Origin of the sequence: Actinoplanes sp. NPDC026623, from assembly GCF_040638275.1 — a bacterium.
GTDB lineage: Bacteria > Actinomycetota > Actinomycetes > Mycobacteriales > Micromonosporaceae > Actinoplanes.
This window is the reverse complement of record NZ_JBEZXZ010000157.1, coordinates 1-20807: the sequence shown is the minus strand read 5'-3', so window position 1 is coordinate 20807 and position 20807 is coordinate 1. Positions and strand designations below refer to the sequence as shown.

The 20807-nt window shown below is 73.8% G+C and carries 23 protein-coding genes and 1 pseudogene; 17 read left to right on the top strand and 7 right to left on the bottom strand.

The features are described 5' to 3' along the window. Together AB0F10_RS33245 and AB0F10_RS33240 are read left to right on the top strand one after the other, a co-directional pair. A pseudogene (locus AB0F10_RS33245) lies at positions 1 to 199 on the top strand (hypothetical protein); the annotation flags it as partial. Then, complete coding sequence (locus AB0F10_RS33240; protein WP_360634181.1) at positions 196 to 2529, top strand: VIT domain-containing protein; 2334 nt, start codon at positions 196 to 198, stop codon at positions 2527 to 2529. The pseudogene AB0F10_RS33245 and the gene AB0F10_RS33240, both read left to right, overlap by 4 nt. 30 nt (positions 2530 to 2559) lie before the next feature. Here AB0F10_RS33240 and AB0F10_RS33235 read toward each other — a convergent pair whose 3' ends face one another. Both AB0F10_RS33235 and AB0F10_RS33230 read right to left on the bottom strand, forming a co-directional pair. After that, complete coding sequence (locus AB0F10_RS33235) at positions 2560 to 3405, bottom strand: PHP domain-containing protein (protein WP_360634178.1); 846 nt, start codon at positions 3403 to 3405, stop codon at positions 2560 to 2562. 132 nt (positions 3406 to 3537) lie between these two features. After that, positions 3538 to 4284 (bottom strand): hypothetical protein, encoded by a 747-nt coding sequence (locus tag AB0F10_RS33230; RefSeq protein WP_360634175.1) that lies wholly within the window; start codon positions 4282 to 4284, stop codon positions 3538 to 3540. Positions 4285 to 4417: 133 nt separating this feature from the next. Between AB0F10_RS33230 and AB0F10_RS33225 the strand changes: the two genes are divergently transcribed. The 6 genes from AB0F10_RS33225 to AB0F10_RS33200 all read left to right on the top strand — a co-directional run bounded on the left by AB0F10_RS33225 (position 4418) and on the right by AB0F10_RS33200 (position 9331). Next, on the top strand, positions 4418 to 5512 hold the full coding sequence (locus tag AB0F10_RS33225) for a sensor histidine kinase (RefSeq protein ID WP_360634172.1): 1095 nt from the start codon (positions 4418 to 4420) through the stop codon (positions 5510 to 5512). Continuing rightward, a complete protein-coding gene (locus AB0F10_RS33220; protein ID WP_360634169.1) occupies positions 5509 to 6174 on the top strand; it encodes a response regulator transcription factor in 666 nt (221 codons plus the stop codon). Before AB0F10_RS33225 ends, AB0F10_RS33220 begins: the two co-directional genes overlap by 4 nt. A 70-nt stretch (positions 6175 to 6244) precedes the next feature. Then, positions 6245 to 6754: a toxin-antitoxin system HicB family antitoxin gene (locus AB0F10_RS33215; RefSeq protein WP_360634166.1), complete on the top strand. Its 510-nt coding sequence runs from the start codon at positions 6245 to 6247 to the stop codon at positions 6752 to 6754. 20 nt (positions 6755 to 6774) lie between these two features. Beyond that, entirely contained in the window at positions 6775 to 7641 is an 867-nt protein-coding gene (locus tag AB0F10_RS33210; RefSeq protein WP_360634163.1) for a DUF4097 family beta strand repeat-containing protein, read from the top strand. Then, complete coding sequence (locus tag AB0F10_RS33205) at positions 7638 to 8558, top strand: ATP-binding cassette domain-containing protein (protein WP_360634160.1); 921 nt, start codon at positions 7638 to 7640, stop codon at positions 8556 to 8558. Before AB0F10_RS33210 ends, AB0F10_RS33205 begins: the two co-directional genes overlap by 4 nt. Continuing rightward, positions 8555 to 9331 carry an ABC transporter permease gene (locus tag AB0F10_RS33200; protein WP_360634158.1) on the top strand — a complete coding sequence of 259 codons (777 nt, stop codon included), beginning with the start codon at positions 8555 to 8557 and terminating at the stop codon, positions 9329 to 9331. Before AB0F10_RS33205 ends, AB0F10_RS33200 begins: the two co-directional genes overlap by 4 nt. A 51-nt stretch (positions 9332 to 9382) precedes the next feature. Here the strand turns inward: AB0F10_RS33200 and AB0F10_RS33195 are convergent, their stop codons facing one another. From AB0F10_RS33195 to AB0F10_RS33185, 3 genes are all read right to left on the bottom strand, one after another. Then, the gene (locus AB0F10_RS33195) at positions 9383 to 11578 is read right to left on the bottom strand and encodes an RICIN domain-containing protein (RefSeq protein ID WP_360634155.1); all 2196 of its coding nucleotides are present in this window, start codon (positions 11576 to 11578) and stop codon (positions 9383 to 9385) included. A gap of 67 nt (positions 11579 to 11645) precedes the next feature. Next, positions 11646 to 12851 (bottom strand): alginate lyase family protein, encoded by a 1206-nt coding sequence (locus AB0F10_RS33190; protein WP_360634152.1) that lies wholly within the window; start codon positions 12849 to 12851, stop codon positions 11646 to 11648. 192 nt (positions 12852 to 13043) lie between these two features. Then, on the bottom strand, positions 13044 to 13406 hold the full coding sequence (locus AB0F10_RS33185; RefSeq protein WP_360634149.1) for a hypothetical protein: 363 nt from the start codon (positions 13404 to 13406) through the stop codon (positions 13044 to 13046). A 64-nt stretch (positions 13407 to 13470) separates the two neighbouring features. Between AB0F10_RS33185 and AB0F10_RS33180 the strand changes: the two genes are divergently transcribed. From AB0F10_RS33180 to AB0F10_RS33165, 4 genes are read left to right on the top strand one after another with little or no spacing between them, the layout of a single operon-like run. Beyond that, the gene (locus AB0F10_RS33180; protein WP_360634146.1) at positions 13471 to 13854 is read left to right on the top strand and encodes a VOC family protein; all 384 of its coding nucleotides are present in this window, start codon (positions 13471 to 13473) and stop codon (positions 13852 to 13854) included. A gap of 32 nt (positions 13855 to 13886) precedes the next feature. Continuing rightward, entirely contained in the window at positions 13887 to 14444 is a 558-nt protein-coding gene (locus tag AB0F10_RS33175) for a TetR/AcrR family transcriptional regulator (protein WP_360634143.1), read from the top strand. A 1-nt stretch (position 14445) separates the two neighbouring features. Beyond that, the gene (locus tag AB0F10_RS33170) at positions 14446 to 15108 is read left to right on the top strand and encodes a lysophospholipid acyltransferase family protein (protein ID WP_360634140.1); all 663 of its coding nucleotides are present in this window, start codon (positions 14446 to 14448) and stop codon (positions 15106 to 15108) included. A 41-nt stretch (positions 15109 to 15149) separates the two neighbouring features. Next, on the top strand, positions 15150 to 16052 hold the full coding sequence (locus AB0F10_RS33165; protein WP_360634137.1) for a nucleoside hydrolase: 903 nt from the start codon (positions 15150 to 15152) through the stop codon (positions 16050 to 16052). A 69-nt stretch (positions 16053 to 16121) separates the two neighbouring features. Here the strand turns inward: AB0F10_RS33165 and AB0F10_RS33160 are convergent, their stop codons facing one another. Beyond that, positions 16122 to 16535, bottom strand: coding sequence for a hypothetical protein (locus AB0F10_RS33160; RefSeq protein WP_360634184.1), 414 nt, complete (start codon positions 16533 to 16535; stop codon positions 16122 to 16124). Between AB0F10_RS33160 and AB0F10_RS33155 the strand changes: the two genes are divergently transcribed. From AB0F10_RS33155 to AB0F10_RS33135, 5 genes are all read left to right on the top strand, one after another. Continuing rightward, the gene (locus AB0F10_RS33155; RefSeq protein ID WP_360634134.1) at positions 16422 to 16826 is read left to right on the top strand and encodes a DUF6232 family protein; all 405 of its coding nucleotides are present in this window, start codon (positions 16422 to 16424) and stop codon (positions 16824 to 16826) included. The genes AB0F10_RS33160 and AB0F10_RS33155 overlap by 114 nt on opposite strands. Positions 16827 to 17018: 192 nt before the next feature. Further along, positions 17019 to 17708: a hypothetical protein gene (locus tag AB0F10_RS33150; protein ID WP_360634131.1), complete on the top strand. Its 690-nt coding sequence runs from the start codon at positions 17019 to 17021 to the stop codon at positions 17706 to 17708. Positions 17709 to 17757: 49 nt separating this feature from the next. Beyond that, entirely contained in the window at positions 17758 to 19110 is a 1353-nt protein-coding gene (locus AB0F10_RS33145; protein WP_360634128.1) for a serine hydrolase domain-containing protein, read from the top strand. Positions 19111 to 19131: 21 nt separating this feature from the next. Then, a complete protein-coding gene (locus AB0F10_RS33140) occupies positions 19132 to 19665 on the top strand; it encodes a permease-like cell division protein FtsX (protein ID WP_360634125.1) in 534 nt (177 codons plus the stop codon). Between the two features lie 60 nt (positions 19666 to 19725). Then, the gene (locus tag AB0F10_RS33135) at positions 19726 to 20505 is read left to right on the top strand and encodes an enoyl-CoA hydratase/isomerase family protein (protein WP_360634122.1); all 780 of its coding nucleotides are present in this window, start codon (positions 19726 to 19728) and stop codon (positions 20503 to 20505) included. Positions 20506 to 20536: 31 nt separating this feature from the next. On the opposite strand, the gene AB0F10_RS33130 is transcribed toward AB0F10_RS33135, so the two are convergent. Then, a partial coding sequence (locus AB0F10_RS33130; protein WP_360634119.1) for an alpha/beta fold hydrolase occupies positions 20537 to 20807 on the bottom strand: 271 nt, incomplete at its 5' end.

The window sequence follows — 20807 nt, the reverse complement described above, 5'->3', positions numbered from 1 at the left end:
GGCCGGGCGGCCGGCCGGTGTGACCGCCCGGCCGGTGGGCGGTGTCGCGCTGGGCGGCGGCGCGATCCTGGTCCTTGCCGTACCCCCGGACGCCGCCGACTACGCCGCAATCGCCCTCGCCGCGCGGCCCCTGCTCGACCTCCTCGCCGACCGCGGCCTGCTGACCGGCGAGAACCCCGACGATGGGAGCCCATCATGACCCTGTCCGTCACGCCGATGGATCCGGTGGAGATCGACCGGATCCGGATCCTGCCCGACGCCGGTGTCGGCTCCCTGCGCACCGACCGCGGCAACCTCCCGCTGGACCGCCTCGACGTGCAGGCGTCGATCAGCGGCCTGGTCGCCCGCACGACGGTGACCACCGAGTTCGTCAACGCCTTCGACACCGCGCTCGAGGCGACCTACATCTTCCCGCTGCCGGACCGCGCCGCGGTGACGGCCATGACCATGACCGCCGACGGCCGCACGGTCGCGGCCGACCTGCAGGAGCGCGCGGCGGCCCGCGAGGCCTACGACCGGGCGATCGAGTCCGGCCGGCGCGCGTCCATCGCGGAGCAGGAGCGCCCCGACGTCTTCACCATGCGCGTCGGCAACATCCTGCCCGGCGAGCGCGTCACCGTCGAGCTGGTCCTGGTCGGGCCGCTGCCCTGGGAGGACGGCGCCGCCACGTTCCGCTTCCCGCTGGTCGTGGCCCCGCGCTACGTGCCCGGCACGCCGCTGCCGGGCCCGGCCGTCGGTTCCGGGCGGGCCGCCGACACCGACGCGGTCCCGGACGCCTCCCGCATCACTGCTCCGGTGCTGCTGCCCGGGTTCCCCAACCCGCTGCGGCTCAGCGTCGGCGTCGACATCGACCCGGCCGGCCTGCCGCTCGGCGAGATCCGCTCCAGCCTGCACACGGTGACGCGCGAGGGCACCCGGATCGAGATCGCGCCCGGCGAGCGCGCCGACCGCGACTTCATCCTGCGCCTGCCGTACGCGGGTGACGGCTCCGGCGCGGTGTGCGTACCCGACGGCGGCGCCGAGGGCACCTACCAGCTGGTGCTGGTGGCGCCGGACGACGACGCCGCCACCGCCCGGGAGAAGGACGTCGTGCTGCTGCTGGACCGCTCCGGCAGCATGGGCGGCTGGAAGATGGTCGCCGCCCGCCGGGCCGCCGCCCGGGTCGTCGACACCCTGACCGCCGGCGACCGCTTCGCGGTGCTCACCTTCGACAACCGGGTCGACCGGCCCGCCGACCTCGGCGAGGGCCTCTCGCACGCGAGCGACCGCCACCGCTTCCGCGCGGTCGAGCACCTGTCCCGGGCCGACGCGCGCGGCGGCACCGAGCTGCTCGCACCGCTGCGCGAGGGGCTGACCCTGCTCGCCGGTGCGGGCGACCGGGACCGGGTCCTCGTGCTGGTCACCGACGGGCAGGTCGGCAACGAGGACCAGATCCTCGCCGAGATCACGCCGCTGATCGGCGGCACCCGGGTGCACACGGTCGGCATCGACCGGGCCGTCAACGCCGGATTCCTGGGCCGGCTCGCCGCGCTCGGCGCCGGGCGCTGCGAGCTGGTCGAGAGCGAGGACCGCCTCGACGAGGCGATGGAGCAGATCCACCGCCGGATCGCCGCGCCCGTGCTCACCGACGTGACCATCACCGGCGAGGGCTTCACGGTCGAGCCCGCTGCCCCCCGGACGGTCTTCCCCGGCGTGCCGCTGGTGGTCTTCGGCCGCTACACCGGCGCGGCCGGCCGGGCCCTGACGGTGCGCGGCCGCACCCGCACCGACCAGGACTTCGTCCGCGAGGTCCCGGTGCACCTCGGCGCCGAGCCGGCGGTCACCGCGCAATGGGCGCGCGCCTGCCTGCGCGACCTCGAGGACCGCTACGCGGCCGGCGAACGCGACCTGGAGCAGCGCATCGTTGCCACCTCCCTGCGCTACGGGGTGCTGTGCCGGTTCACCGCGTTCGTGGCCGTCGACAGCCGGGTGGTCAACGAGGGCGGCGAGACGCGCCGGGCGACCCAGCCCGTCGAGGCCCCGTCCGGCTGGGACATGTTCTCGGCCCCCACGATCTCCCCGGCCGCGATGCCGATGGGAATCGCCGCCGCGGCGCCGATGGCCCCGCCCGCACCTGGCAGCGCCGCCTTCGCGCCGATGCGGAAGCCGGCGCGGACCGGCCCGGCGCCGTTCGCGGCGATGCCGGCGAGCCTGCAGGCCTCGGGCCGCCTCGGCCGCGCGGCGGCACCGGCGGGCGCCGCCCTGACGGTGGCCGGCCTCAGGGCCATCGTCGAGGTGGAGGCCGCCCGGCTGCGCGACGCCGAGACCCGGTCGGCGTTCGAGCGCCGGGACCTGCTCGCCGACCTGGCCAGCCGGCTCGGCGCGCTGCTCGAGGACATGACCGGCGACGAGCTGAAGGGCCTGCGCGCCCTGATCGAACGGCTCCGCGCCGGCGGAGGTCTCGAGGAGAAGTGGGCCGCGGCCCGCGAGGCCCTGGAGGCGTTTGCCCCGCCGCCACCGCCCGCCCGCAAGGCGTTCTGGAAGCGCTAGGCACCGGCGGCAGCGGGCGGGTCGAAGGGCTCAATCGACACGGGCCCAGAGGTCGCAGGGATTCCTGCCGGGCCGGAAGCCGTGCGCCTGCGCCATCTGGGCGGCGTCGCGGAAGCCGTGGCCGACGAGGTCCGGCAGGTGGGCGTCGCTGCCGAAGGTGATCGCGTCGCCGCCTTCGTCGTGCCACCAGGTGAGCACGGTCGCGTGCAGCGGCAGCCGGGTGTTGACCTCCAGCGCCCGGCCGGACTGCGCGGTCAGCCGCAGCGCGTGCCGGAACTCGTCCTCGAAGGCGGCCGGGTCGAACCGGCCGGCGGTCTCGGCCGGCCAGGAACGGACCGGATAGTCGATGTGTGCCAGCACCGAGAACGGCTCGCTCGCCGACACCATCGTGGCCACGCCGGCGAGATAGTCGCGCACCACGTCGTGGGGGTCCCGGTGCGGGTAGATGCCCCAGGGCTCGGCGAAGGTTCCCTGGTCGGGCAGCGTGTGCAGGGATCCGAGCAGCCGATCGAACCGGCCGGCGGCCAGCACCCGGGCGATCTGTTCGGCGTGGCGGTGCGGCTCGCCCAGCTCCAGACCGCTGAGGATGCGCAGCTCCGGAAACCGCCGCCGGCAGTGCTCGATCGACTCCAGGTACCCGGCGGCGTCGAAGGCGGGCGGCGTCAGCCGCCCGTCGATGTCGGCGAGCGCGGTGAGGTTGTCCATGACGTAGGGGCCCGTCAGGGCGATCCGCCACACGGTGTGGTCCAGGTGTTCGGTGAAGGCGATCGCCGGCAGGCCAAGCTCCACGGCTCGCGCGCACGACCGCTCCATGTCACCGACCGGCGTGTCCCACGACCACTGGCTGTGCACATGACTGTCAGCAGGTAAGGGCACGAGACGACCTCCGCTGTCATGGCCGCACCGTCGATCCGGTGTTCACGCTACCGCCCACGGTCGTCGATCGATGTCCCGGACCGGCCCGACGGCGATCATGGCTGCGCCACACCCCGGCGTGCCGGCGGGCGGTCAGCCGAGGCGGCCGAGGACGACCGAGCCGACCAGGAAGAGCGGGAGCAGCGGGATCGTCCGCACGAGGGTGCGCCGCGGCGGCCGGTCGGCGTCGCGCAGGAAGGCGACGCCGAGCGGTACGAACGCCACGGCGAGCCCCGCGACCTGCACGACCGAGGCCCAGCTGCTTCCCTTGAGGACGCCGATCATCAGGCCGGACGTCAGCGCCAGGGCGATCGCCGGCAGCAGCCGCAGGATGCGCGACAGGAAGCATCCGATCGCCAGGACGATCCAGCCGAGCATCACGGCCGCGGTGAGGCTGGACACGACCCACTCCGGATAGCGGTAGTAGGCCCCGACCGCCCGCGTGGCGCCGTCCGCGCCGGCGCTGTCGACCAGGGAGAAGACGAACGTGTTGACGCCGTAGTGGAAGGCGCGGGCGAACAGGCCGAACATCACCAGGCTGCCGCCCCACACGGCCCAGCCGGGCCGGGTGGCCCCGACCCGGCCGGCGACGGCGGCGACGCCCGGCCACAGCGCGATGGTGCCGGCCAGGAACAGCGCGTACGCGGTGCCGATCAGCGCGGGCTGCCGCTGGTAGGCGGCGATCTGCTGCGGGAAGAAGAACGGGACGCCGATCCGCAGCAGCGTGCCGGTCAGCAGCAGCAGGGGCCCGGCGATGAGGGACGCGCCGCCCAGCCACGGGCCGGGGAAGGTGAACGCCCGATCGGCGGTGTGCCGCGGGTCGACCGTTGCTGAGATCATGCCCACGACTCTGCCGCCGCGGCACGGTGCGGCGCATCGGATCACGGCACCAAGTGCGCGGCCGCGCCTGCTACCCGAGGATGACAGCCCTGAGTCGGACGGCAACGGCGGCGGCAGTCGCTAGCCTGGCCGGGTGAGCCGGGTGCGGGGGCAGGTCGTCGACGCGGTGCCGGCCGTCGCCGTCCTGGTGGTGTGCGGCTACGCCGCGCAGGAGGCGGGCCCGGCCACCTGGTGGCAGTGGGTCCTGGTGTGCGCCGTCGCCGCGCCGGTTGCGGTGCGCGGGCGATGGCCTGCGGCCGCGGCGGTGCTGACGGCCGCCGGGTCCGGCGCGGTGCTGGCCGCCGGCGTGATCCCCCCGTACGCCGCACCGGGGCTGTGTGCCGCCGTGGCGCTGACGCAGTACCGGGTGGCGGCGGGTTCGGCGCCGTCGCGGTCGGTGCCGGCGCTGGCCGCCGGGCTCGGCGCCGGCGCCGCGCTGGGGCTGCTGTGGCCGGCGGCGCCGCTGGTGGCGATGCCGGCCGTCGCGGTTCCGTGGCTGGTGGGATGGCTGGTGCGGCACCGGCGGCGGGCCGCCGAGCGGGCGGCCGGCGAGCAGACCGCGCGTGCGGTGACCGACGAGCGGCTGCGGATCGCCCGCGACATGCATGACACCGTGGCGCACAGCCTGAGCATGATCGCGATGAAGGCCAGCGTCGCCCGCCACGTCGCGGCGGTGCGGCCCGAGGAGAGCCTGCGGGCGCTGGAGGTCATCGAGACCGCCGGCCGCGAGGCGCTTGTCGAGATGCGCCGCGCCGTGGGCCTGCTCCGCGCGGAGCACGAACCCGCCACGCCCTCGGGCTCCGACGACGACCTGCGGACCCTCGCGCACCGCGCCGAGGAGGCCGGCGTCCGGGTGCAGATGACGCTCGGCGGCGAGGTCACGCCGCCGGACGGGGTCCGGCTGGTGGTCTACCGCGTCGTCCAGGAGGCGCTGACCAACGTCGTGCGGCACGCCCGGGCCGCCGGCTGCGCGGTCAGCGTCGAGGCCGGCGCGGAGTCCGTCACGGTGCGGGTGGTCGACGACGGCGCCGCCACGGTGCCCGGCGAGGACGGGCACGGGCTGCGCGGCATGCGCGAGCGCGTCGCCGCGTACGGGGGCAGCCTGCGGGCCGGTCCGCGTACGGGCGCCGGGTTCGCGGTCACCGCCCGGATTCCGTACCGGCGGACGGGCCGGGAGGCACGGCCGTGACCGAACCGGTGCGGGTGCTCATCGCCGACGATCAGACGCTGCTGCGCGACAGCTTCCGGGTCCTGCTCGAGACCGATCCGGGCTTCGCCGTGGTCGGCGAGGCCGGCACCGGCCGCGAGGCCGTCCGGCTGGCGCTGGCGGAGCGACCCCGGGTGGTGCTGATGGACATCCGCATGCCGGACATGACCGGCATCGAGGCCACCGAGCGGATCTGCCGGGAGTGCGCGGACACCCGGGTGCTGATCCTCACCACCTTCGACCTCGACGAATACGTCTACGGGGCGTTGCGCGCGGGCGCCAGCGGTTTCCTGCTCAAGGACACCACCGCCGCCGGGCTGCTCGACGCCATCCGGGTGGTCGCGGCCGGCGAGGCGCTGCTCGCGCCCAGCGTCACCCGGCGGCTCATCGCCGCGTTCGGCGCCCAGCCGCGCCCGTCCCACGCCTTCCACCGGGAACTCGCCGGGGTGACCGGGCGCGAGCGCGAGATCCTGACCCTGATCGCCCGCGGCCTGTCCAACGCCGACATCGCCGCGCACCTGACCCTCAGCGTCGCCACCGTGAAATCCCACGTCGGACGGCTGCTGACCAAGCTCAACGCCCGCGATCGCGCCCAGCTCGTCGTCGTCGCGTACGAGACCGGTCTCGTCACGACGACCCCATAGGCGCCACCCCTGGCGCCATAGGGCGCCAGACGTACTTGTAGTGGCGCCACTATGGTGCCATTATGGCGTCATGGACCTGACCTCGTATGTCGAGCGGCTGCGCGAGGAGCTGGCCGGGGCGGCCGAACTCGGCGGCCCCGACGCCCGCGCCCTCGCCGACCGGCTGACCGCCCCCATGGAATCGGCCTTCCGGCTCGCCCTGCTCGACGCGCTCTCCGCGGCCGCGGACGAGATCACCCGGGACCTCGCGCCGGGCTCCGTCGAGGTGCGGCTGCGCGGCGGCTCCCCCGGTTTCGTCGTGACCCCGCCGCCGGCCGAGCGGGCCGGCTTCGACGCCCCGCCCCCACCCCCGCAGCCGGCCGAGCAGCCGGAGCCCGACGCCGACGGCGCGGTGTCGCGGATCAACTTCCGGCTCCCCGACCAGCTCAAGACCCGCATCGAGGAGGCCGCCGCCCGCGACGGCCTCTCGGTGAACGCCTGGCTCGTGCGGGCCGCCACCGCCGCCGTGCACACCGTCGAACCGCCCCGCACCTCCCGCGCACCCTTCGGCGGACAGCGCTACACCGGCTGGGCCCGCTGAGAAACAGGAAGGACCAGATCATGCCTAGCTTCGACACCCCCCGACCCATCACGGCGACCGTCGAGGTCATCGTCGGCGACGTGCGGATCAGCGCGGAGGACCGCGGCGAGACCCTCGTCGAGGTCCGCCCGAGCGACCCGGACTCGGAGGCCGACATCCGCGCCACCGAGCAGACCCGCGTCGAGTTCGCCGCCGGCCACCTGCTGGTCAAGACCCCGAAGCCGCGCCGCACCCTCGGCCTGTTCGGCAAGACCGGCTCCGTCGACGTCGTGATCACGATGCCCACCGGTTCCGAGGTGCACGGCGACGCGGCGGTCGCCGCCTTCCACGGCGCCGGCGAGTTCGGCGCCTGCCGGATCAGGACCGCCACCGGCGACGTGCACCTGGACCGGACCGGACCGCTGGAGATCACCACCGCCAGTGGCGCCATCGTGGCGTCATCCGTGGCCGGCGACGCCCAGATCACCACCGCCACCGGCGCGATCCGGGTCGGCGTGATCGCCGGCGGCGCGGTCGTGAAGAACTCCAACGGCGAGAGCCGGCTCGGCACCGTCGGCGGCGACCTGCGCGTTCGCACCTCCAACGGCGACATCGTCGTCGGCGACGCGCGTGGCGGCGTCGACGCGGCGACCGCGATCGGCAGCATCCGGCTCGGCGCCGTGCACCGCGGCGGGGTCTCCATCCGTACGGCGACCGGCGAGCTCGAGGTCGGGATCGCCGCCGGCACCGCCGCCTACCTCGACCTCAACACCCAGTTCGGCAAGGTGTTCAACGACCTCGACAACGCCGGCGCGCCGGGGCCGGGCGAGCAGCACGTCGAGGTGCGCGCCACCACCTCGTTCGGCAACATCATCGTGCGCCGCGCCACGGCCGGTGAGGCCCGATGATCACCGCGACCGGCCTGCGCAAGGCGTACGGGGAGCTCACCGTCCTGGACGGCATCGACTTCGACGTGCCGGCCGGCTCCGTCTTCGCCCTGCTGGGCCCGAACGGCGCCGGCAAGACCACCGCCGTGCAGATCCTGACCACGCTGATCAGCGCCGACGCGGGCGAGATCCGGGTCGGCGGCCACGACCCGGTCACCGAGCCGGACGCGGTCCGGGCGGCGATCGGCGTGACCGGCCAGTTCTCGGCCGTCGACGCGCTGCTGACCGGGCGGGAGAACCTGCTGCTGATGGCCGACCTGCACCACCTGGGCCGGCAACCGGGCCGGCGCCGGGCGGCCGAACTGCTCGAGCGCTTCGACCTGACCGACGCCGCCGGCAAGCAGGTGGCCGCGTACTCCGGCGGCATGCGGCGGCGCCTCGACATCGCCATGGGCCTCGTCGGCGACCCGCGGATCGTGTTCCTGGACGAGCCGACGACCGGGCTCGACCCGCGCAGCCGGCAGGCCATGTGGCAGACGGTCCGCGACCTGGTCGCGAACGGCGTGACGATCTTCCTGACCACGCAGTACCTGGAGGAGGCGGACCAGCTGGCCGACAGGATCGCGGTGCTCAACGGGGGCCGGATCGTGGCCGAGGGCACCGCCGAGCAGCTCAAGCGGCTGGTTCCCGGCGGTCACGTCACCCTGCGCTTCGCCGACGCGCGGGCCCTGGGCCTGGCCGCCGCTGCGCTGGACCCGGCCGACGTAGATCCCGACCAGCTCACCCTGCAGGTGCCCGGCGACGGCAGCGTGAGCTCGCTGCGGGCGCTGTTCGCCGCCCTGGACTCCGCACGGGTCGAGGTCGAGACGCTGTCGGTGCACGCGCCCGACCTCGACGACGTCTTCCTCGCGCTGACGGAGAAGGAGCCGGCCCGATGACCACGTTCTCCTACGCCGTACGCGATTCGAGCACCATGCTGCGCCGCAACCTGAAGCACATGCGGCGCTATCCGGCCATGACGGTGATGCTCGCCGGCATGCCGGTGATCTTCCTGCTGCTGTTCGTCTACGTCTTCGGCGGCTCGCTCGGCGCCGGGCTCGGCGGCGGCCGCACCGAATACCTCATGTACGTCGTGCCCGGCATCCTGCTGATGACCGTCGGCGGCGCGGCCACCGGCACGTCGGTCTCGGTGGCGACCGACATGACCGAGGGCATCATCGCCCGTTTCCGCACGATGGCCATCGCCCGGGTGTCGGTGCTGACCGGGCACGTGCTGGGCAGCATGATCCAGACCTTCGTCAGCCTGGGCATCGTGCTCGGCGTGGCGCTGGCCGTCGGCTTCCGCTCGTCGGCCGGCCCGGCCGCCTGGCTCGGCGTCGCCGGGGTGCTGACCATGGCCACCTTCGCGTTCACCTGGCTGGCCACCGCGCTGGGGCTGGTCGCCAAGACCGTCGAGGAGGCCAGCAACACGCCGCTGCCGCTAACCCTGCTGCCCTTCCTCGGCAGCGGGTTCGTCCCGCCCGAGTCGATGGCGCCGGGCCTGGAGCAGTTCGCCCAGCACCAGCCGTTCACGCCGATCATCGAAACCATCCGGTCCCTGCTGACCGGCGCGCCGGTGGGCGGCAGCCTGTGGGCGGCGGTCGCCTGGTGCGCGGTGATCGCGCTGGGCGGCTACCTGTGGGCGAGGAAGCGCTACAACGCCCGCGGATGAACGCCGGAAACGGCCCGCCGTGACGGGCCGTTTCCGTGCGTCCGCCGGCGATCAGGGGCCGCTGACCAGGCTGGTGACCTGGTGGCCGCTGTTGACCGCGGCTCCCGTGTTGTTGATGACGTGCGAGATCGTGCCGGTGCCGCCGAGCGACACCGTGACCATGTTGTGGAACCTGACCCCGGACTTCACCGGCACCTCGAACGCGCGGGCGTTGACCACGCCGGGGTTGACGTTGAAGTAGGCGTACGAGCCCAGGCCCCAGGCCTCGTGGTTGTTGACCGAGTCGGCCACCTTGTACGCCGCCCAGCCCTGCGTCGAGCCGTTCATGTAGGCGGCCTGGTTCGGCGGGTCGTAGGGCATCTCGTTCTGGTAGAAGTAGGTGCGCCCGTTCTCGCCGTTCCAGATGGTCTGGTACTGCTGGTAGTGCTCGACGAAGAGGCCGTAGAACGTCACGTTGTCGCCGTTGACGGTCAGGCCGTTGGCCGCCGGGTTGACGTTCCAGCCGTTGGTGTTGTTGTCGCTGTGGTCGGCGCGCCAGATCCAGGCGTGGTCGCCGATCACGTTGTCGCTGTTGATCCGCAGGCTCACCGACGCCTTGCCGGCGATCGCGCCGCCGATCCGGAAGAACACGTCGGACAGCACGGTCGGGTCGGCCGCGTGGTTCGCCGCCGAGCCGCTCGGGCCGACCTCCATCAGCACCGGGGAGTTGGTCGTGCCGGCGTCGAAGAGCAGGCCGGCGACCCGTACGCCGTCGACGTCGGCGACCGTCATCGCGGTGATGCCGTTCTGCGGCACGAAGGTGGCCAGGCCGAGGCCGAGCACGACCGTGCCGGCCCGGGTCACGTTGATCGTCTGGTTGAGGTTGTAGACGCCGGGCGTCACCAGCAGGTTCTTGCCTCCCGCGAGGGCCGCGTTGATGTTCGCCGCGGTCTCGCCGGGCTTGACGACGAAGAAGGTGCCGATCGGCAGCGACTGCCCGGCCGGGTTGCCGTTGGCCCAGGTGGTGCCGGACGAGTTGGTCCGCGGCGCGGGCACGAAGACCTGGTAAGCGCCGGCGGAGTCGACGTACAGGTACGGCTTCTCCGCGACGACGGGCGTCTGGTTGACCGTCGTGTACGGCGGGCTCGGGAAGCTGTTGGCCGGTGCGCCCGAGGTGCCGACGAAGACCTGGTTCCAGTTGGATCCGGACCAGGAACCCAGCTGCGAGTTACGGGTGATCCACTGCTGCTGGGTGCCGGACTGCACCTGCCCGTCGATCCGGGTGTCGGACATCCAGCCGCCGGACGACCAGCCGCCGTCGGAGAGCGCCAGGTTGCCGCGGACGTGCATGCGCCGGTACGGCGCCGCCTGCGACACCGCCCACCGGTCGAGCCCGCCGGCCGGGGTCACCGAGAGGCCCTCGGCCGAGCGCCAGAAGTTCTGGGTGGCGTTCTGCGAGCCGTCCGGCCACCAGTCCGCCTCGGCGTGCACGGCGCCGTTGATGTTCACCGCGTCCGGGGTCAGGCCGAGCCCCGCCACCTGGGTGAAGAAGCCGACGTTCGCGTCGACGTTGTACGAGCCCGGCTTGAACAGCAGGGCGTACCGCGCGCTGCCGAACTGGTTGCGTACCTGCTGGTTGAAGACCGTGTTGAGCCGGTTCTGGATGCTCGACTGCGACATCGACGGGTCGAAGATCGACACGTTCGGGCCGAGGTCGGGGTTGCCGCTGCCCGGCGGCACGGTCGTCGGCGTCACCGGCGGGGTGGTCGGCGGCGTACCGCCGGAGACCGTCCACTTCTGGTTGGCGCCGCCGCCGCAGGTCCAGAGCTGGAGCTTGGCGCCGTCGGCGAGGTTGTTGTCCTTGATGTCGAGGCACTTGTTCGCCTTGACGTTGACCAGGTCGTGCCCGGCCGTGTACGTCCACTGCTGGCTGGTCAGCCCGGCGTAGCAGTCCCACAGGTGCACGACGGCGCCGTCGGTGGTGGCGCCGTTCGCCACGTCGAGGCACTTGCCCAGTCCCCTGAGCGACAGGTCGTCGCCGTACGTCCAGCTCTGGTTGGGTCCGGCGGCGCAGGTCCACATCTGCGGCAGGTTGCCGTTGGCGGTCGAGCCGTTGGTGACGTCGAGGCACTTGCCGTTGGCCGAGCTGACCACGGTGCCGGTGGCGGCCGCCATGGCATTCGTGGCGACGCCGACGACGCCGAGCGCCGCAAGGACCAGGGTGCAGACGAGCGCCGCGCGGGTGCGACGCCTTTCGGGGGGATTCATGGGGGCCCTTCGGGTACGGGTGGGGATCATGCGACGAACGTGCATGGGTTGTCCGCGGCGGGTCGGCTCAGGCGGGGTTGTCGGCGTGGGTCAGGGTCTCCCAGGCGACGAAGAGGTTGTTGCTGCCCTGCGGGCGGTGGGCGACGGTGTAGGACTCGGTGTTGGCCATCGCGATGCCCAGGCGGTTGTGCAGCGCGTTGAAGCCGACCTCGGTGATCGGCCCGAGGCCCTTGGCGACGGTCCCGCCGCAGATGTTCGAGGGCACCGCGACGCCGTTCTCGAACTTGGTGTGGAAGCCGAGCGCGTGCCGCAGCCGGTCCTGAAGTTCGGGGTACAGGTCGCCGCCCTGGATGCGGCTCGTCTCGGCGACGTGCGCGATCGCGGAGATGCCGTAGCCGGTGTGGGTGAAGTCGCGGCAGGTCTCCTGGGACAGGCCGTCGACGAAGGTGCTCTGACCCTGCCAGTAGCTGATCAGCTCGGCGCGGGTGTCGATGCCGCCGGCCGGCGGGTACTTCGGCTGGGAGCCGTCGGCGGCGATGTAGATGTAGGAGGCGGCGCGCAGCCGGAAGCGGGCGATGGCCCGGTCGTAGGCGGCCCGGTCGTCGAGGAAGACGGAGATGCCGACGGCGGCCTCCATCATCGACAGCTCCCAGTTGCCGTTGCTGTGGATGCCGGGGAGGACCACGGGCAGGTAGACGGTGCGCAGCATGGTGGCGAAGCGCTCCTGCGCCGGCCAGCTCGGGTAGGTGTACCTGATGATCTCGGCGGCCCGCGGCCACACCGAGCCGGCCCACGCCGTCTGCAGCGGCGCGTTGCTGTTGGTGTGGTTCCTGATGGTGGCGGACCAGGCATCCATGATCGCGATCGCCTTGGTCGCGTACGCCTGGTTGCCGGTGATGTACCAGGCCAGCGCGTCGGTGTACGCCGCGATGGCGTCCTCGCGCTCGTCGGTGCAGCCGTAGTTCGGGTTGGAGTAGGAGCCGCACTCGACGGTCGCCCGCGGCAGCGGCGTACGCGACAGCGAGGCGTACCTGCTGGCCATCATCTGGTTGTAGGCGTTCGTCCAGGGCTGCGCCTGCGCCGCGACCCTGCCCTTGACGAAGTCGAGCTGGGCGCGGCTGAGCAGAACGCCGGGATGGTTGAAGACGGCGGCGGCGGTGACGGCTGGGGTGGCCGTTGCGGCGCGGGCGGCGAGGCTGACGCCGGCCGTCGCGAGGACGGCGAGGACGGCGAGGCCGGTTGCGAGCAGCGCACGGCTGGGGGATCTGCGCATGACGGACTCCGGGTGGGGACGATAACCGGAAAGGGAATTAACAGTTATGAAACTTAAGCGCGGCGGACGAGACCCGGTCAAGCAGACATCGATCGACTTAAGGATGACGAAAGGATCTGCGGCGAGAGAGCGCTTTCTCGCGCCAGAGCCCCGAAATGGACCGACGGAACCGGTTACGCCGAGAAAGCGCTCTCACGGGGTGAGGAGCCGCCTGACGTCGATCGGCTGGCGCAGCGGCACCCCGCCCGGCCCGGGCGCCGCCGACGCCCGGGCCGCGATCCGCAGGGCGCGCTCCTCCGACTCCACGTCGACGATCCGGTACCCGGCCAGCAGCGGCATCCCGCCCGCGGCGGCGCCGCACGCCGCGTCGTCGCCGGCCCTTCCGTCGCTGGTCACCAGCCGTGCCAGGCCCGACAGACCCTGCGTCTCCACCAACTCCCCGGCCGCCGCGAGCTCGGCGTCCAGCGACGTCTGGTAGTCGTAGTGACGCCGGACGTCGGCGGGCGTCCACGCGCCCATGGCGACGTGGTGCTGGATCAGCAGGAACTTCGTCATACCCGTGGGTCGTGCCGGGCCCGCCGTTCTCGACATGCCCATCCCCCAGGACACCGGAGGACCCATGCCAATCGGACGAATGCACCACGTGATCTTCGACTGCCCCGATCCCCTGACGCTGGCCCGGTTCTACAGCCGGCTGCTCGGCAACCCGATCACGTACCGGGACGAGGACTTCGCCGTCGTCTCCACCAGCGACCGGGCGTCCGGGCTGGCCTTCCAGCGCGCACCGGACCACCGGCCGCCGTCCTGGCCGGACCCGGCGCTGCCCCAGCAGATCCACCTCGACGTGATGGTCGAGGACGTCGCCGCCGCCCGCGCGGCGGTGCTCGGCCTCGGCGCGACCCCGCTGTCCGGTACGGACGTCTTCGCCGACCCGGCCGGGCATCCGTTCTGCCTGATCCCCCGGCCGCACTGGGCGCCGCCGATCCCCGAGGGCGACGGGTAGACACTGTCTACGGACGCTGGTAGACAGTGTCCATGCCGGACGAACTTCGCACCCGTCTCGTCGAGACCGGCGTCGCGCTGGTCACCGCGGAGGGCACCGGGGCGCTGTCGCTGCGGGAGATCGCGCGCCGCGCCGGGGTGTCACACGGCGCGCCGCGGCGCTACTTCCCCACCCACCGGGACCTGCTGGCCGCCGTCGCCCGGGTCGGCTACGAGCGCCTGAGCAGCCAGATCGGCGCGCTCGATCACGCCGGCGACCCGCACGCCGGGCTGCTCGCGCTCGGACGGCTCTATCTGGACTTCGCCCGCACCGAGCGGGGCATGTTCGAGCTGATGTTCCGGCACGACCTGCTGCGGGGAAACCACGAGGGGCTGCGCGCCGCCACCAAGCCGCTCTTCGCCGTACTGGTGGATCTGGTCGGCCGGGCGCGGCCCGGCACGGACGACGCGACCGTGGTGGCCGGGGCCCTGTGGGCCAACCTGCACGGTCTCGCCCAGCTCTGGCTCTGGGGCAGCCTGCAGATGACCGTCGACACCGACGACCCCGGCCCGCTGCTGCGCGCGGCGATCGACTCCTACGTGGAGCGCTGAGATGCTGCCGCAGGTCGCCCGGGCGATGCTGGTGCCGCTGTCACGGCTGGCGTTCCGGCCCACCGTCGAGGGCCGCGAGCACGTGCCGGGCCACGGTCCGGTGATCCTGGCCGCCAACCACCTGTCGGTCATCGACAGCTTCCTCATCCCGCTGGTGTCGCCGCGCCCGGTGGCGTTCCTGGCCAAGGAGGAATACTTCACCCGGCCCGGCCTGAGGGGCCGGCTGCTGCGCACCACGCTGCTGGGCGTCGGCGCCATCTCCGTGCCGCGCGGGGCGCACCGGGCCGCGCAGGCGGCGCTCGAGACGGCCCTGGCGGTGCTGCGCGACGGGCGGGCGTTCGGCATCCACCCCGAGGGCAGCCGCTCGCGCGACGGCCGGCTCTACCGCGGCCGCACCGGGGTGGCCTGGCTCGCGCTCGCCTCCGGTGCCCCCGTGGTGCCGGTCGCCGTGCTCGGCACCGAGCGGATCCAGCCGGTCGGCGCCCGGCTGCCCCGGCCCGGGCGGGTGACCGTGCGGTTCGGGGCGCCGCTGCGGTTCGCGGCGCCGGCGGCCGGCGCGGGCCGGGCCCGCCGCGACGCCACCGACGCCATCATGGCGGCGATCGGCGACCTCTCCGGCCAGCAACGGGCACCCGGCTACAACGAGCTGTCCGCGCCGGGCTGATCCCGGTGGCGGCGGCGGCCGCGGCCCGCCATCATCGTCGGGTGACCCCGTTCCATCTCGACTGCGACACCGGGATCGACGACGCACTCGCCCTCGCGCTGCTGCTCGGGCACCCGGGCGTCGAGCTCACCGCCGTCGGCACCGTCAGCGGCAACACCGCGGCCGGGCAGGCGGCGCGCAACACCCTCGACCTGCTCGCGCTGGCCGGCCGCGACGACATACCGGTCGCGGCCGGCGCGCACCACCCGCTCGGCGGGCGCTACGCCGGCGGCGCGACCCGGATACACGGCGGCAACGGCATCGGCGGAGTCGAGCTTCCGCGCGCGCCCCGGGAGCCGGCCCCCGGCACCGCCGCCGACCTGCTGATCGAGGCGGCCCGCCGGCACCCCGGCGAGCTGCGGGTCGTCGCCACCGGCCCGATGACCAACCTCGCGGCGGCGCTGCGCCGGGAGCCGGAACTCGCCGCGCTGGTGCGCGACGTGACCGTCATGGGCGGGGCGGTCCGGGTGCCCGGCAACATCACCGGGCACGCCGAGGCCAACATCGCCAACGATCCCACCGCCGCCGCCGAGGTGCTCGACGCCGCCTGGCCGGTGACGCTCGTGCCGCTGGACGTCACCATGCGGCACCGCTTCGGCGAGCACGACCGGGCCGCGCTGGCGGACCGCGGCACCCCGCTGACCGCGGCGCTGGCCGCGATGCTGATCACGTACCTCGACCATTACGAGGCCCGGCTCGGCGAGCGCCGGGTGCCGCTGCACGACCCGCTCGCCGCGGGCATCGCCACCGGCGACCTGCGGCCCCTCGACGCGCCGATGCTCGGGCTCCGGGTCGAACCGGACGGCCGGATCGTCGAGGACGCCACCGCCCGGCGACGGACCCGGGTCGTGCTGTCGCTGACCGGCGACGCCGCGCCGGTGATCCGGCGGCTGGTGCTCAGGTGACGAGGCGTGCCCGGTGCAGCTCGGCGCGGATCTCGCCGGCCTGCGGGACCTCGAGGTCGGTGTAGAGGCTCAGCGCCCGCTCCCAGTGCCGGCGGGCGCCCTCGTGGTCGCCCCCGGCCAGAGCGACGTGGGCGGTACGCCGAGGGCGCGCAGCCGCTCGAGTGCCGGCCCGGGCTCGACCGGGTCGATGGCCCGGGTGAAGCCGTGCAGGTTGAGGAAGAGGCAGCCGTCGGGATACCGGTCGGCGAGCCGGTGCGCGGCGTGCACCGCGAGGGTGGTCTTGCCGATGCCGCCCATGCCGTCCACGGCGCAGATCATCACCACCCCGCCCGCCCTCGGGGCCGCGGTGTCAGCCGCGAGGTCGAGCAGGTGTGCCAGTTCGGCGCGGCGGCCGGTGAAGGCGGCGGTGTCGGCGGGCAGCTGCGCGAGCCGGCCCCGGTCCTCGGCCCGCGCGCCGGCGGGCTCCGGGTCCTCCAGCACCATCCGGTACGCGGCGTCGAGGCCGCCGCCCGGCGGGCCGCCGCAACCGCGGCGATGTCGCTGCCCGTCGTCCTCGCGGCCGGACCCCGCCTGCCGCTGCCGATGACCCTGGCGATGCTCGCCGTCCTGGTGGCGCTGCCGTCCGCGCTCGCCGTCCTCCGGGCCCGGCTGCGCCCGCCGTCGCATCTGTTGTGGGCCGACGTCCAGGGCCGCCCGGCCCAGTTGTACGCGACCAGGGACGCCACCGAGTTCGGCCGGATCAGCCGCGCCCTGCTCCGCGCCTCGGCACCATGAGCCGGCCCAGCAGGGCGACCGGACCCGCCGCGTGGCTGCCGCCGGTGTGTATGGTGGGCGCAGCGCGTACCAGGGCGCCTCCCGTCCGCGGCAAGCACCGAGTGCACCTGGATTCCTCACCATCGTGCGTCGCCATGCGCGTTTCCAGTCGCGCCCGGTTCGCAGCGGGCCCGGGTGACGATGGAGAGACCCATGAGCGTCAGCAAACTGCCCGATCACGCCGACACCAGCCAGCTTCGCGTGCGGGCCAAGGAGTTGCGCCGGGCGTACGCGGGCGGCAGCCCGGCCGCCGTGGCCCGGGTCCGGGCCGTGCGCCCGGAGGCGCCCGCCGAGATCACGCTGCGGGATGCCCAGCTGGTGATCGCGCGCGAGCATGACTTCGCGGGCTGGCGCGATCTCGTCGAGGCCGTCGTCGCCCAGCAGAGTGGCGGCGGCGACCTGCACCGGTGGTTCGGCGTCGAGTTGAACAACGGCACCTGGGACGTGCTGAGCGGCGGCCTCTCCGAGGAAAGCCCGCTGATCGAACGGGAGAGGGCGCTGTACGCGGCCTACGCTTCCACCTATCACTGGATGCAGGTCGGCACGGTCGCGAATCACGGCCGGGGCGAGTACATGATCGCCGGCGTGGCGGTGGCCATCGGCCTGCTGGAGGTGGCCGGACGGCACGCGGCCCGGTACGCCGAGCTGATCGAGGCGCACCCGGCCGCGTTCGCCGACTGGGACCGCGCGTTCGCCGCCGAGGCCCTCGCCCGGGTCGCTTCCCGGTCCGGCGACCCCGGCGCGGAAGGGCTGAGGGCCGAGGCGACCCGCCTCATCGAGGCGATCGCCGATCCCGATGATCGCCGGGTCTGCCTGGAGCGATTCGCGGCGGCACCCTGGTAGGTGTCCACAGGAGATTCGCCGGGCCTGCCCGGCGGGTACGGTCGATTGCATGGCGCTGCTCCCGGAACTCCAGGCGTGGATCGACGAGGCCGCCGAGCGGCACGGGGTGCCCGGGGCGGCGGTCGCCGTCGGTGCCGCGGGCGGGCTCGCCGAGGCGGCCACCGGGGTGGTCAACCGCAACACCGGCGTCGAGGCCACCCCCGACAGCCTCTTCCGGATCGCGTCGGTGACCAAGGTGTGGACCGCCGCCCTGATCATGCAGCTGGCCGGCGAGGGCCTGGTCGAGCTGGACGCGCCGGTGCGCCGCTACCTGCCGGAGTTCGGGGTGCTCGACCCGGCCGCGTCCGAGGCGGTCACCGTCCGGCAGTTGCTCTCGCACACCGGCGGCTTCGACGGCGACGTGTTCGAGGACACCGGCCGCGGCGACGACGCGGTCGGCAGGCTTGTCGAGTTCATGCGGGCGAACGCGCGGCAGGTGTCCCCGCCCGGCGCGCTGTTCTCCTACTGCAACTCCGGCTACGTGGTGCTCGGAGCCCTGATCGCGAGGCTGCGCGGCGGCACCTGGGAGTCGGCCCTGCGCAGGCACGTGATCGAGCCGCTGGGCGTCACCCACATGGCGCTGCACGCGGAGGAGGCCGTCCTGTTCCGGGCCGCGGCCGGGCACGCCGGCGCCGGGCGGACGGTGCTCCCGCGCTGGGAACAGCCCCGATCCAACTCCCCGGCCGGCTCGATCGCGAGCGCGGCGATGCGCGAGCTGGTCCGGTTCGGCCGCATGTTCCTGGCCGACGGCGTCGGCGAGGACGGCACCCGGATCCTGCCGCCCGGCGCGTTCGCGGCGATGCGCGAGCCCCAGGTCGCCCTGCCGGACATGGGCGCCCGGGCGGCGTACGCGTGGGGTCTCGGCCTGATGCTCTTCGACTGGGACGGCGTGCCGGCGGTGGGCCACGACGGCGGCCTGCCGGGCCAGCGCGCGTGCTGGCGGGTGCTGCCGGGCCGGGACGTGGTGGTGGCGATCACGACGAACGGCGGCGACGCGCGCGCCCTCATCGACGAGGTGCTGGAGGCGGTGCTGGCGGCCACCGCCGGGGTGGAGCTGCCGGCCCGCCCGACACCCCCGGCGAGCCCGGTCCCGGCCGAGCCGCTCGCCGGCCGCTACTCGTCGCCCGCGGACGCATACGAGGTGAGGCCGGCGGACGGCGGCCTGGAGGTCACGCACACACCCCTGGAGGCCGGCGCCGAGCCGACGACGACGCGGTGGGTCCTGCTGAACGCCGCCCGGCCCCAGGGCGCCTCCCACGACGTGTTCATCGGCGTGGAGAAGGAGGAGGGCGTGCACCCGCTGATCACGTTCCTGCAGGACGGCCGCTATCTGTACAACACCCGGGCCATCCCCAGGGCCTAGCCGCTGTTAGGGTCCCCAGCCGTGACCAACCCCGAGAATGTTCCCGCGCCCGAGGAGAGCGCGGTGCCGGCGCCCGCGAAGCCGTCCGCCCGGCGCAGGCGGTCGCTGCTCGCCGCCGGCGCCCTGTGCCTGATGCTGGTCGGGGCCGCCGCGGCGACCGGCGTTCTCCTCGTCACCGGCGTGCCGGGTCAGCCCATGCACCACTTCGCCGTGACCGTCTACCTCGACAGTGATGCCACGGCCGAGCAGAAGGCCGCGATCAAGGAGGCGCTTCCGGCCTTCGAACCCACCGGCGAGGTGGAGTTCAGGGATCGGGCCTCGGCCTGGCGGCGCTTCCAGGAAATGATGAAGGACCGGCCCGATGTGCTCAAGGATGCCAACGAGTCGAGCATGCCCGAGTCGTTCAACCTCGAGACGAAGGGCCGCTTCTTCGACTGCGCGGGTTACACCAAGGTGCGGCACCTGCCCGGCGTCGACCAGCTTCAGGTCATCCAGAACCGGGTTCACGGTTACGGTGCCACCATCATCTGCGACGCCGAGTACGCGCGGCCTTGAGCTCCGAGGCGCCCGTGACAGGGTGTCGTGACAAGTCGTCGTTGCTCGCGGAGGCATGCAGTGGGTTTGGAAACCAGCACCGATCTATCGGTCACCGTCGCCGGCGGTGTGGCCGTGCTGGAAATGCGCCGGCCGCCGGCGAACCACGTCAACGAGGCGCTGCTGGCCCGGATCGTCGACGCCGCGCTGGCCCTGGACGACGACCCCGCCTGCCGGGTGATCATCCTGGCCTCGGAGGGCAAGCACTTCTGCGCCGGCGCGGATCTCGGCGAGGGCGATTTCGTCCGCGACCGGGCCGCCGCGGCCGAGGGTCTGTACCGGGGCGCGGCCCGGCTGCTCGACGTGCGGACCCCGATGATCGCCGCGGTGCAGGGCAGCGCCGTGGGTGGCGGGCTGGGCCTGGCGTGCGCCGCCGACTTCCGGGTCGCGGAGGCCTCGACGCGGTTCGTGGCGAACTTCGCGCGGCTCGGCTTCCACCAGGGCTTCGGCCTGAGCGTCACGCTGCCGGAGCTGGTGGGCCGGCAGGTCGCGACGGACATGCTGCTGACCGCGCGGCGGGTCGGCGGCGAGGAGGCCGTGCGCGTCGGTCTCGCCGACCGGCTCGCGGAGCCGGGACGGGTGCGGGAGACCGCCCGGCAGCTGGCGCTGCAGATCGCCGGGTCCGCGCCGCTGGCGGTGCGGTCCATCCGGCAGACGCTGCGCGGCGGCCTGGCGGCCCGGATCCGGCAGGCGCTGGAGCACGAACTGGCCGAACAGCGGGAGCTGTGGACGACCCGCGACAGCGTCGAGGGCATCGAGGCGAGCCTGCAGCGACGCCCCCCGGTGTTCCGGGGCGAATAGCGGGCGTCGGGCACTACCCTGCTCATCCCGCTCACCGACCGAGGCCGGCCGCGAGGAGCGGGAACACGAGCTCGGGGCTCTGCACGTGCGCGCTGTGCCCGACGCCGGGCAGGGTGACCACCGGGACGCCCAGCGCGGCCAGTTGCTGGTCGGTGTTCATCGGATCGCCGGCGCCGCGCGCCAGGACCACCGGTGCCGGGCACCCGGCCAGCAGCCGGGGCATGTCGGGCCGGCCGACGCCGAAGGCCGCCGGGTCGAGCGCCGGGCCCCACCGGCCGTCCTGCTGGACGAGCCCGGCGGTC